At 35.3% G+C, this 12135-nt stretch carries 10 protein-coding genes; 8 read left to right on the top strand and 2 right to left on the bottom strand.

Annotation, left to right across the window (positions count from 1 at the left end; all coding sequences use genetic code 11):
- Positions 1-12: 12 nt before the first annotated feature.
- The gene (locus ACVPPR_RS05640) at positions 13-459 is read right to left on the bottom strand and encodes a YueI family protein (RefSeq protein ID WP_462303846.1); all 447 of its coding nucleotides are present in this window, start codon (positions 457-459) and stop codon (positions 13-15) included.
- Between the two features lie 69 nt (positions 460-528).
- Here ACVPPR_RS05640 and ACVPPR_RS05635 point away from each other — a divergent pair, with 69 nt between their 5' ends.
- Positions 529-1146, top strand: a complete 618-nt coding sequence (locus ACVPPR_RS05635; protein ID WP_462303845.1) for a DUF1054 family protein — start codon at positions 529-531, stop codon at positions 1144-1146.
- Between the two features lie 25 nt (positions 1147-1171).
- Here the strand turns inward: ACVPPR_RS05635 and rpsD are convergent, their stop codons facing one another.
- Positions 1172-1780 carry a 30S ribosomal protein S4 gene (gene rpsD / locus ACVPPR_RS05630; RefSeq protein ID WP_462297400.1) on the bottom strand — a complete coding sequence of 203 codons (609 nt, stop codon included), beginning with the start codon at positions 1778-1780 and terminating at the stop codon, positions 1172-1174.
- A gap of 386 nt (positions 1781-2166) precedes the next feature.
- Between rpsD and ezrA the strand changes: the two genes are divergently transcribed.
- From ezrA to radC, 7 genes are all read left to right on the top strand, one after another.
- Entirely contained in the window at positions 2167-3888 is a 1722-nt protein-coding gene (gene ezrA / locus ACVPPR_RS05625; RefSeq protein ID WP_462303844.1) for a septation ring formation regulator EzrA, read from the top strand.
- A 149-nt stretch (positions 3889-4037) separates the two neighbouring features.
- A complete protein-coding gene (locus ACVPPR_RS05620; RefSeq protein ID WP_462303843.1) occupies positions 4038-5186 on the top strand; it encodes a cysteine desulfurase family protein in 1149 nt (382 codons plus the stop codon).
- Between the two features lie 18 nt (positions 5187-5204).
- Entirely contained in the window at positions 5205-6422 is a 1218-nt protein-coding gene (thiI, locus tag ACVPPR_RS05615; protein ID WP_462297403.1) for a tRNA uracil 4-sulfurtransferase ThiI, read from the top strand.
- Between the two features lie 110 nt (positions 6423-6532).
- A complete protein-coding gene (gene tpx, locus ACVPPR_RS05610) occupies positions 6533-7021 on the top strand; it encodes a thiol peroxidase (protein WP_462303842.1) in 489 nt (162 codons plus the stop codon).
- 310 nt (positions 7022-7331) lie between these two features.
- Positions 7332-9977 carry a valine--tRNA ligase gene (locus ACVPPR_RS05605; protein ID WP_462303841.1) on the top strand — a complete coding sequence of 882 codons (2646 nt, stop codon included), beginning with the start codon at positions 7332-7334 and terminating at the stop codon, positions 9975-9977.
- A gap of 74 nt (positions 9978-10051) precedes the next feature.
- A complete protein-coding gene (locus ACVPPR_RS05600; protein WP_462303840.1) occupies positions 10052-11365 on the top strand; it encodes a bifunctional folylpolyglutamate synthase/dihydrofolate synthase in 1314 nt (437 codons plus the stop codon).
- A 49-nt stretch (positions 11366-11414) separates the two neighbouring features.
- On the top strand, positions 11415-12095 hold the full coding sequence (gene radC / locus ACVPPR_RS05595) for a RadC family protein (RefSeq protein ID WP_462303839.1): 681 nt from the start codon (positions 11415-11417) through the stop codon (positions 12093-12095).
- The last annotated feature ends 40 nt before the right edge of the window (positions 12096-12135 follow it).

Genomic DNA, 12135 nt, shown 5'->3' with positions numbered 1-12135 from the left:
ATTCAAGTTATATTAGTCAAATAAATTTTCAAAAAATGATTTTTTCTTTGCTGGAGCGTCACTTTTAATAATGGGATATTTGTCATTAATAGCAACAACTGATTCGTTGATTGCCGTTTTTTCAGTTGCGATAACTAATCCCATAATTTCAGCGCCAACAGGATTTTCACTATTCGATGTCAATGTGAAATTAACATTATGCTTATGGAGTAACGTAATGTAAGGTGCTAATGCTTTTTGATCAATCATGCCATTAATTAGGGCATGATAATCAGGATGTGCAACGAGTTCTTGTTCAAAACCAGCCATATTGTTGGCCGCAGTTACTTCATCAATTGTCATTGTTAAGCTAACCCGTTCTCTAAAGGTACCTAAGTATTTTCTTTGTTCATCGGGGTGAAGTTGCGGCGTTCCGTAAAGTCCGGATTGAAGATGTGGATCTAAATCATTTTCAGCCATTTTAAAGTACCACCTTTCAGTAAGTTATGTTTTTAGCATACCATGTTTGGATCAAAAGGAGAGAGTGAAATGTTTATTAAAGATGATTTTTTAGTTTTTAACGATCAAACGTTGGATGGTCGGTTAGAAAAAATTCGAACAATTATTGATCCTAAGTTTGAAATAGTGGGATCTGAGTTGTTACCATTTTTAGAAGAGCAATTGGGTGTGGAACTTTATTTGCATATTGCAAAACATGCCCGAAGGTCGAAAAATCCGCCACCTGATACTTGGATGGCATTTAGTGAAAATAAACGTGGGTATAAAATGATGCCACATTTTGAGATAGGTTTCTGGAATGATCGATTATTTATTTGGCTGTCTGCATTAGCGGATATTAAGGATAAGAGTTTGTACGAAAAGGGAATCAACGAATCAATTCCGGCAATCCAAAAACTAGAAGAGACATTTTTGTGGTCAGTAGACCATACGAATAAAGAAACAATCACCTTAGCGAGAAGGATAACGCAAGAAGATAGTCAAAAATGGGGCAAGGTAAAAACTAAAGAATTATTGATTGGTCAAAATTTAACCACTGAAAATAAGTTTTTCACTTTAGATGAATGTAAACAACTTGATTATTTGAAAGAGACTTTGATACCGTTAATTGAAATTTATAAAATTTGGACAAAAAAAACATCTCATTAAAAATGAGATGTTTTTTAGTTTGAAATTATAATTTGTTGTAGTATTCAACGATAAGTGATTCATCGATGTCTGCTTCAAGTTCTTCACGTTCTGGTAAACGAGTTAATGAACCCTCTAATTTATCAGCATCAAATTGTACAAATTGGGGACGACCAACTAATGCGTCCATTGCGTCTTTAACAATTTGTAAACTCTTTGATTTTTCACGTAATGAAATTACTTGACCAATTTCAACAGCGTATGAAGGAATATCAACGCGGTTGCCATCAACAGTAATATGACCATGGTTTACCAATTGACGAGCTTGACGACGAGTAGAAGCCAAACCTAAACGATAAACAACATTGTCTAAACGACCTTCAAGTAAGATCATGAAGTTAACACCATGTTTACCTTCGCGAATTGTACCAGCTTTAATGAACAAGTTAGCAAATTGACGTTCTGATAAACCGTACATCATACGGAGCTTTTGTTTTTCTCGTAATTGTAAACCATATTCTGATAATTTACGGCGATTGTTTTGACCATGATCACCGGGTGCATAAGGACGACGAGCTAATTCTTTACCAGTACCTGTTAAAGAAAGACCTAATCGACGTGAAACTTTCCAACTTGGGCCAGTATAACGTGACATATATAAATTCCTCCAATATTTGTTTTGGAGTAAAATAATCCTTTGTGAACTTAGTATTCGTGCAGTTTGTTTTGCAATGTTCACCTTTGCAGCTGAAAGGGTACTAATTGAACCAAGAAACTTGGGCAACAAACTGTTGACGAGCTTACCGTTCACCGCTGCATTATTTTACACAAGACTTATCATACTGTCTTTGAAGGTCAATGTCAATCAGTTTTCATGTTTGTTTGCAGACTAAGTTAATGTGTATTAATTAAGATTTATTTCAATATATTATACAAAAGCTAGTGAAGGCTTTAAAAGTCTATGATATAATGATTAGAAGCATAAAATTTGAATGTTGGTATTGAATATAAATTTTAGTAAGCTAAAGGCGGGATTAGGGTATGACACAGATTTTTGTTGGAATAATAGTAGTAGCCATTATTATCTATGCAACGGCGTTTTTTCTTCAGAAACGCAATGAAAAAAAATTCGAAATATTTCGTGGCCAAGTAGAAGCCGATTCTCATTCTGAAGTTGAAAAACAACTTCAATTGACGGAAAATTTGGGTCTAACAGGCGAGAGCCTTAAAACCTTTTCAGCGTTACAATCAGATTTTAAAGAAGTTCAAGAGTCAAAATTACCTAAAATTACAATGCAAATTGATGAAGCTTATGAAGCAAATTCTAAATATCAATTTCTTTCTAACCGTCAATTAACGGCAGAGATTGATGTTAAGTTGATGTCCATTGATAAAACGTATGACGGTATCAATAAGGCATTAACCTCTTTGAAACAAAGCGATGAAAGTAACCATCAAGCCGTTGATACACTCGAAAAAAAATATCAAGATTTACGTAAAACCTTGTTGTCAAAAAACTTTTCTTATGGACCTAGTATTGATAAGTTAGAAGATAAATTGACAGGTCTTGAAGATGATTTTGATCGTTTTTCAACATTAACTAGTGCTGGAGACCATGATACAGCAGAAAAAGTTTTAAGTAAGTTAAGAGAAGATACGACATCTTTGGAAAAAATTCTTGATGAGATTCCACCTTTATATAAGAGTTTAAAAAATGAGTTTCCTGGGCAGCTTGCTGAATTACAATCAGGCTACATGAAATTAACGGATGAAAATTACAACTTTCCAGTTGGAGATGATATTCCCAAACAAATTGCCGAAATTCAAACACGCGTTGATAAAGCATTAGGTGAATTGGAAGTTTTGGAAGTTGCGTCAACAACGGTTGAAGTTAATAATATGGCAAATCAAATTGATTATTTATATGATGTTATGGAAAAAGAATTGAAGGCAAAAGATAAAGTTGAACAGCAAGAAAAAGGGTATCGTAAATTTATCGATCATGCTGAAAAACAAAGCCAAATGCTTTTAGTTGAGCTTGATAGACTAGGTCAAAATTATGAATTAAGTCATAATGAATTGGAAGATGCACAAAAATTAAATCAACAGATTAAAGATATTAATGTACAATATGAGACTGACCAAACTGCTATTGCTTCAGATGAGGCAGTTTATAGTGAGATTGCTGATCGTCTTGAACAAAATTCTAAAGCATTAGAAAAAATTGAATTGACACAACGAGAAATTAATAGCAGTATCCAAGATTTACGTAGTGACGAAAAGAAAGCCAGTGCAACCATTCAAAGATTTGATATTGAGTTACATCAACTCAAACGACAAGTTGAACAGGTTAATCTACCGGGATTACCAAACAGTTATTTAGACTTTTTCTATGTTGTTAGTGATGAGATTGAAGAAGTAGAATCAGCAATCGGTAAGTTGAAAATTAATATGGGTGAAATTGCCAAACAAATTATCGATATCGAAGCGGATCTTGAAAGTTTGCAAGATAAGACACATGATTTAATTGATAGTGCGTCATTATCTGAGAATTTAATGCAATATGCGAATCGATTCAAAAATTCAAATGAAGAAATAGTCATCGCATTTGAAAAGTCAAAAAGTTTGTTTAACACTGATTTTAATTATGCAGCTAGTTTAGAAACAATTGCTACTGCATTAGACAAAGTTGAACCTGGATCATATAAGAAAATAGAAAAACAATATTATGACAGTATGGAAGATAGCTTTGAAACTGAATAACAGCCATTAAGTGGGGACTAAGACAAAAATATTTGTTCAGTCCTCATTTTTATATTTCAGAAAGAAACACCAGGGATGAATAAATAGTGTCAATCTGATACGAAGTATATTATAATGAGAAAAGTATTTTTCAGAAAAGAAGGTAGCTAATGATTTATTTTGATAATAGTGCGACAACAAAAATCGCACCAGAAGTTTTAGACACATACAATAAAGTGAGTGAAAAAGTATGGGGTAACCCATCTAGTTTGAATAATTTAGGTGAAGTTGCCTATAATTTATTGGAACAATCACGACAACAAATTGCGAGTCTGTTAAATGTATTTGAAGATGAAATCTTATTCACTGGTAGTGGAACTGAAGGCGACAATTGGGTAATTAAAGGAACTGCTATGGCTAAAATGGCTCATGGTAAGCATTTGATTACGACGACTGTTGAACATCCAGCTGTAATGAATACAATGGCTCAATTGGAACAACTTGGTTTTGAAGTTACTTACTTGCCAGTTGATGATGAAGGTCGCATTAATGTTGATGATTTAAAAGCAGCTTTGAGATCTGATACTATTTTGGTTTCAGTTATGGCAGTTAATAATGAAATTGGAACAGTCCAGCCTTTAGTTGAAATTGGAGATGCATTAAAAGATTATCCAACGGTTCATTTTCACGTTGATGCGGTTCAGGCTATCGGTAAGGGTGTTCAAGCGGCTTTTATGAGCGATAGAGTTGATTTTGTGACATTTTCAGGGCATAAATTCCATGCACCACGTGGTGTTGGATTTATTTATAGTAAGCGAGGCCGCCATATTGAACCACTGCTTACAGGTGGCGGACAGGAACATAACTTGCGTAGTGGGACTGAAAATGTTCCTGCAATTGCCGGGATGGCAAGAGCTTTACGCTTGTTATTAAAAGATGAAACTGAAATGGTTGCAAAACAAAAAGCTGTTAAAAAGCTGGTTTTTGATCATATTAGTGACTTTAGAAAGATTACAACTTTTTCTAAAATTCAGTCAGATTTTGCGCCGCATATATTATGTTTCGCAATTGAAGGCGTTCGTGGCGAGTCAATTGTTCATGCATTTGAGAGTGAAGGTATTTATATCTCGACGACGAGTGCTTGCTCATCAAAGAAAAATCAAGCATCTGGGACTTTGTTGGCAATGCATGTTCCAGAAGCACTTGCTAAATCAGCTGTTCGAATTAGTTTTGATGAAAATAATACATTAGAAGAAGCAGAAGAATTTAATCGCGTTTTTGATATTTTATATCACAAATTTGAAAAAATTAATTCTTAATAACGAAAGGATGTCGACATGCAATATACAGAAATAATGGTCCGTTACGGTGAATTATCAACAAAAGGAAAAAACAAGAGGAATTTTATTGATCGTTTAGGCACTAACGTAAACAATAGTTTACATGATTTTGATAAATTAGTTGTTAAAGCCAACCGCGATCGTATGCATATCAATTTAAATGGTGATGATAGCGAGTTAGTGATGCAACGCTTATCACAAGTTTTTGGTATTCAAAATTTCTCACCTGCAATTCGGGTTGAACAAGATTTAGATTTAGTTAAAGAAACTGCGGTAGCAATGGTAAGTGAACAATTTGTTGAAGGCACAACATTTAAAGTTAATACACGCCGTTCAGATCATGACTTTGAATTAGATACTAATGAAATGAATGATGAATTAGGTGGTTGGATTTTGGATCACGTACCTGGTATTACGGTTAAAATGAAACAACCAGATATTATTTTGCGTGTTGAAGTTCGGGCAAATGGGATTTTCTTATCATCTGAAACACGTCTCGGTGCTGGTGGTTTGCCTGTTGGGACTGCTGGTAAAGGGATGCTGATGTTGTCAGGTGGGATTGATTCACCAGTTGCTGGCTATCTTGGTATGAAACGTGGCGTTTCAATGGAAATGGTCCATTTCTTCAGTCCACCATATACAAGTGAACAAGCTTTAGCTAAGGCTAAAGAATTAACGGTTAAATTGACACCTTATGTTGGCACAATTCAGTTCATTGAAGTACCATTTACTGAAATTCAAGAACAAATTAAGCATGACGTGCCAGCACCATACTTGATGACAATTACCCGTCGTTTCATGTTACGTTTGACAGAAAAAATTGCTGAGATGCGTAATGGATTAGCCATCTTTAATGGTGAATCATTAGGTCAAGTGGCTTCTCAAACACTTGAAAGTATGGTCGCAATTAACGATGTCACAACAATGCCAATTATTCGTCCAGTAGTTTCAATGGATAAAAATGAAATTATTGATGTTGCTAAGAAAATTGATACGTTTAACCTTTCAATTAAACCATTTGAAGATTGTTGTACTATTTTTGCCCCACCAGCACCTAAAACAAAACCTCGTTTAGATCGTTCAAGAGAATTTGAAGCACGTTTGGACATTGATGGTTTGATGGAACGTGCACTAGCAGGCATTAAAGTTAGCAAGATTCATATTGGTGACGAATACTTGAATGAAAATAGTGATTTATTTGCAGAATTGTTATAGACCCTTTAAAGATTAGAAATTTTTCTAATCTTTTTTTGTCCAATCAAATAAGTCGCTTCTTGATTGATAATTGCGTAGAATAAGGATAAATAAAGAAAGGGTGGTCAATTATGAAAGTAACTCGTCATGGTAATGAAATGGATACAGTTGGTGAAGCACCTAAAGTAGGCGCTATTTTTCCTACGGTTGTTGCATATGATGAAAATGATCAAGCAGTAACGTTGCCTAAGAAAAATGGTAAGAAATTGTTATTAAGTGTTGTTCCAAGTATTAATACACGTGTTTGTAGTATAGAAACAAAACGATTTAATATGGAAGCGGATCATTTTAAAGATATTGAATTTATCACAGTTTCTGATGATTCAAAAGAAGATCAAAAGAATTGGTGTGCAGCTGAGGGTATCACTAATTTACAATTACTGCATGCTGACAAAGGTGATTTTGCCAAAGTTACGGGATTAGATGTGCCTGAATTTGGCCACATGGCACGAATGGTTTTTATTTTGGATGAAACTGGACAGGTAATTTATGAAGAACTCGTCACAGAAATTTCAGATGAACCAGATTATGCGACTTTACTTAAAGAATTAAAAAAATAAGATATTGACGATTTTCAGAATAAACGCTAGAATATGACTACAGACGAAGAACGGGAACACCAGTCATTTCAGAGATAAAATGCTAGGCTGAAACATTTTAATCAGACACTATGGTGGTAGCTCGGGAGTTGTTATTCTGAAACAAAGTAGGAATAACCGGACATTATTGGTTCGTTAAAAAAGTAATTAAGAGGGGTTAAAACCCAATTTAGGTGGTACCACGGCACTGTCGTCCTAAAACAGAAATGTTTTTTGCTGACGGTGTTTTTTTATGCCTAAAAATAAAATTAATGAATGAAAAGGAGAACTCATGACAAAAGAAGTTGAATTATCAACAAAATATGATCCAAGTCAGGTTGAACCTGGTCGTTATGAAGAATGGTTGAAAAAAGATTTATTTAAACCTAATGCTAACCCAGAAGCCAAGCCTTACTCTATCGTTATCCCACCGCCTAATGTTACTGGTAAATTGCATTTAGGTCATGCATGGGATACAACATTACAAGATATTTTAATCAGACAAAAAAGAATGCAAGGTTTTGATACCCTCTGGTTACCAGGGATGGATCATGCAGGAATTGCCACACAAGCCAAAGTTGAAGCGAAGTTAGCCGAACAAGGTGTGACGCGTTATGATTTAGGCCGTGAAAAATTTGTCCAACAGGTTTGGGATTGGAAAGATGAATATGCTGATGTTATCCACAAACAGTGGGCAAAAATGGGCTTATCTCTCGATTATAGTCGTGAACGTTTTACGTTAGATGATGGGTTGTCAGATGCTGTTAAAAAAGTCTTTGTTAAGTTATACAACAAAGGATTAATTTACCGTGGCGAATACATTATCAACTGGGATCCTAAGGCAAGAACAGCTTTATCAGATATTGAAGTTATTCATCAAGATGATGAGGGCGCCTTTTATCATGTTAAATACCCCTTTGCTGATGGTTCTGGCTTTATTGAAATTGCAACAACACGTCCGGAAACAATGATGGGTGATGTTGCGGTTGCGGTTCATCCTGATGATGAGCGTTACAAAGATATCGTTGGTAAAAAAGTTATTTTACCGCTTGTTAACAAGGAAATTCCGATTATCACAGATCATTATGTTGATATGGGATTTGGAACAGGGATGGTTAAAATTACACCAGCCCATGATCCTAATGATTTTGAGGTAGGTAATCGTCATAACTTGCCTCGTATCAACACAATGAACGAAGATGCAACGATGAACGAAAATGCTGGCAAATATGTGGGTATGGATCGTTTTGAAGCACGTAAAGCAATCGTTAAAGATCTTGAAGCTGAAGACTTAATGATTAAGATTGATCCAATTACACATAGTGTTGGACATTCTGAAAGAACTGGGGTTCAAGTTGAAGCCCGATTATCAACACAATGGTTCGTTAAAATGAAACCACTTGCTGAAGAAGCTTTAAAATTCCAACAAGGGGAAGATAAAGTTGGATTCGTACCAGAACGATTTGAAAATACCTTTACACAATGGATGGAAAATGTTCATGATTGGGTTATTTCACGTCAATTATGGTGGGGTCATCAAATCCCAGCTTGGTACCATAAAGAAACTGGTGAGATGTACGTTGGTGAAGTTGCACCAACGGATATAGAAAACTGGGAACAAGATAATGATGTGCTAGATACCTGGTTCTCAAGTGCGCTATGGCCATTTTCAACGATGGGTTGGCCAAATACGGATGCACCAGATTTCAAACGTTATTTCCCAACAAATACACTTGTTACAGGCTATGATATTATTTTCTTCTGGGTATCACGTATGATTTTCCAAAGCTTAGAATTTACCGATGAACGTCCATTTGAACATGTGCTTATTCATGGGTTAATCCGTGATGAAAATGGTCGTAAAATGAGTAAATCACTTGGTAACGGAATTGATCCCATGGATGTGATTGAAAAATATGGTGCTGATGCGCTTCGTTGGTTCTTATCTAATGGATCTGCACCAGGCCAAGATGTTCGTTTTAGTTATACTAAAATGGACGCCTCTTGGAACTTTATCAATAAAATTTGGAATGCCAGCCGTTTTGTTATTATGAATTTAGATGGTGTTGATAAGATTGAATTACCAGCTAAATCAGAATGGCAACTAGTGGATAAGTGGATATTAAGTCGCTTGAACACAACGGTTTCTGAAGTCACACGTTTATTTGATACATTTGAATTCGGTGAAGCCGGTCGTGCTTTATACAACTTTATTTGGAATGATTTCTGTGATTGGTATATTGAAATGAGTAAAGAAAATCTTAATGGTGAAGATCAAGCTATTAAGCAAAATACACAACAAATTTTGGCTTATGTGTTAGACCAAACATTGAAATTACTTCACCCAATTGTGCCATTCGTGACTGAAGAACTTTGGTTAACAATGCCGCATGAAGGGGAATCAATTGTTGTGGCAGATTACCCAGTTGTGCATCCAGAGTTTGAAGATGAACAATCAGTGACTGATATGAATAATTTAATTGAATTAATTCGTGCCGTTAGAAATAATCGTGCAGAAGTAAATGCACCTATGTCTAGTGCGGTTGATTTATTGATTAAAACAACGGATGCTAAAACGAAAGTTATTTTTGAGGATAATCAAGAATTTATTCAACGATTCTGTCATCCTAAAGAACTTCAAATCAGCCCAGATGTTGTTGCACCTAAATTAGCAATGACGTCTGTTATCACAGGGGCAGAAGTTTACATGCCACTTGCTGAGTTGATTGATTTGAATGATGAAATTGCCCGTCTTGAAAAAGAAGTTAAAAAACTCGATGGTGAAGTTATGCGCGGAACTAAAAAATTAGGCAATGAAAAATTTGTTGCCAGCGCACCTGAAGCTGTTGTAACAAAAGAAAAAGAAAAATTAGCTGACTACCAAATTAAGTTAGCAGCAACTAAGGAAAGAATTTCTGATTTAAAAGCAGAAGCCTAACCTAACAAAATAGAAGTATTTCGGGTACAATAGACCTGAGATACTTCTATTTTTGTAGAAAGCGGGATGGGGAATTGATTACAACTTATGAGGAAACAATCGCATTTATTCACGGTCGAACACAGTTTAAAAAAAGTCCATCTTTGAGTCGGATGCGATCATTTATGCAACGCTTGGGTAATCCACAAAATCAGATTGACATGATTCATGTTGCTGGAACGAATGGTAAGGGATCGACAGTTGCCTTCTTACGTGAGCTACTAATAGCGCAAGGATTGACGGTTGGAACATATACTTCGCCTTTTATTGTGAAATTTAATGAACGGATTTCATTAAATGGACAAATGATAGATGATGATGCGCTGTTGAGTTTAGTAAACATTGTAAAACCAATCGTTGATGAGATGGACGTTGAGCTAGCTGAGCATGAGGGTGGGCCAACTGAGTTTGAAATTATTACTGCAATGATGTTTGTTTACTTTGGTGGCGTAAATCCAGTAGATATTGTAGTTGTTGAAACTGGGCTAGGTGGCAAGTACGATTCAACCAATATTATTGACCCACTGGTTTCTGTAATTACAACAATTGGCTTAGATCATATGAAAATTTTGGGTGACACGATTGAAAAAATAGCACAACAAAAAGCAGGTATTATTAAGACTAAGCGTCCCATTATTGTCGGTAAAGTAACGGATGAGGTTTTTAAGGTTATTGCTACCGAAGCCGAATTGAAAAATAGTCCTATCATTCGTTTAGGGACAGATTTTGAAGTTAAATCTGAAGGACCCAAATCGTCGTGGGAAGAAATTTTAACGTATACATCCAATGAAATGCACATTAAACAGTTATCCATACCATTATTAGGAGAATTCCAAGATGAAAATGCAGCAACTGCTATTGCTGCTTTTGAGCAAGTTGCTAATATTCAGGGCTGGTCAATTAGTGTGAAATCAATTAGGCAAGGAATTAGTGCGACAACGTGGCCAGGTCGTTTTGAAAAAGTGAATGATGAGCCATTAGTTGTTTTAGATGGCGCACATAATAGTGCAGCAATAGATAGGATTTCGCAGTTACTCCGAACACATTTTCAAGATAAAGAAATAACGATTATTTTTGCGGTACTTGCTGATAAACAAGGTGAACAGATGCTTGAAAAGTTAGCAGCGTTACCGAATGTACACATTATAGTGACACAGTTTGCTGGCCCACGACAAGTGACAAGAATGGCTGATTTTAAAATAAATCAATTTAAAAATGTCTCCTTTCAAGATAGTTGGAAGGAAGCATTAGTTCAGAGCGTTGGCACAATGTCAGTTGATGATTTGTTGCTTGTGACAGGTTCACTTTATTTTATTTCAGAAGTCCGCGGCTATTTTGTGTCAGAATAATTTAAATGAGTGAATTTCTCGTATTTAGTTAAAAATAGGAGGAATTGTGATGTCACTTATTTCTAATTGTCCAAGCGAGTATTTATTAGAACAAATTCAAAAGTATCAATGTGATCATTTAACAGATAAAGAATTGTTGACAGTTATTTTTGGCTTATTGTTAACCAAATCTGCAGATATTGAAAAACGAATTGACTATTTTACATCAAGGTATCAATCTTTGAGTCAACTAAAAAAATGTTGTTTAACAGATTACCAGTTATTAATGGGTGAAAAAAATCAGACCTCAGCTTTACAGTTACAAGCCATTGTGGCATTTGGTAAGCGAATTAATCGTGAATCACATTTTATTTGTGGTCAAATTTGTTCTAGTCAGGATGCTGGCGAAAAAATGGTTGCTGAACTAGGTGGATTGAACCAAGAGTTTTTAATTGGCCTGTTTCTGGATACTAAGAATCAAATAGTAAAACAGGAAACGTTATTTATCGGCACTTTAAATTCGGCAACAGTGCATCCAAGAGATATTTTTGCAGTTGCTTTAAAGTATGGTGCGGCCAAAATTATATTGGTTCACAATCATCCGAGTGGACATGTGACGCCATCTAAGAATGATATTGTATTCTCTAAAAGGGTTGAAAAATGTGGTATTTTGATGGGTATTGAACTTTTGGATCATATTATTTCGGGTAACACTAACTATCTCAGTATGAAAGAAGAGGGCGTCCTTTAGGGGTGCTCTCTTGTTCTATGAAAATAGATATGATAAACTT

Source organism: Dellaglioa sp. L3N (genome assembly GCF_054941095.1).
The sequence above is the reverse complement of the archived record's forward strand: the minus strand, read 5'-3'. Positions and strand labels throughout refer to the sequence as shown.

What these genes read in the sequence shown, in the direction of transcription:
- ACVPPR_RS05640 (WP_462303846.1), bottom strand. Translation starts at nt 459, where the DNA reads ATGGCTGAAAATGATTTAGATCCACATCTTCAATCCGGACTTTACGGA.
- ACVPPR_RS05635 (WP_462303845.1), top strand. Translation starts at nt 529, where the DNA reads ATGTTTATTAAAGATGATTTTTTAGTTTTTAACGATCAAACGTTGGAT.
- rpsD (WP_462297400.1), bottom strand. Translation starts at nt 1,780, where the DNA reads ATGTCACGTTATACTGGCCCAAGTTGGAAAGTTTCACGTCGATTAGGT.
- ezrA (WP_462303844.1), top strand. Translation starts at nt 2,167, where the DNA reads ATGACACAGATTTTTGTTGGAATAATAGTAGTAGCCATTATTATCTAT.
- ACVPPR_RS05620 (WP_462303843.1), top strand. Translation starts at nt 4,038, where the DNA reads ATGATTTATTTTGATAATAGTGCGACAACAAAAATCGCACCAGAAGTT.
- thiI (WP_462297403.1), top strand. Translation starts at nt 5,205, where the DNA reads ATGCAATATACAGAAATAATGGTCCGTTACGGTGAATTATCAACAAAA.
- tpx (WP_462303842.1), top strand. Translation starts at nt 6,533, where the DNA reads ATGAAAGTAACTCGTCATGGTAATGAAATGGATACAGTTGGTGAAGCA.
- ACVPPR_RS05605 (WP_462303841.1), top strand. Translation starts at nt 7,332, where the DNA reads ATGACAAAAGAAGTTGAATTATCAACAAAATATGATCCAAGTCAGGTT.
- radC (WP_462303839.1), top strand. Translation starts at nt 11,415, where the DNA reads ATGTCACTTATTTCTAATTGTCCAAGCGAGTATTTATTAGAACAAATT.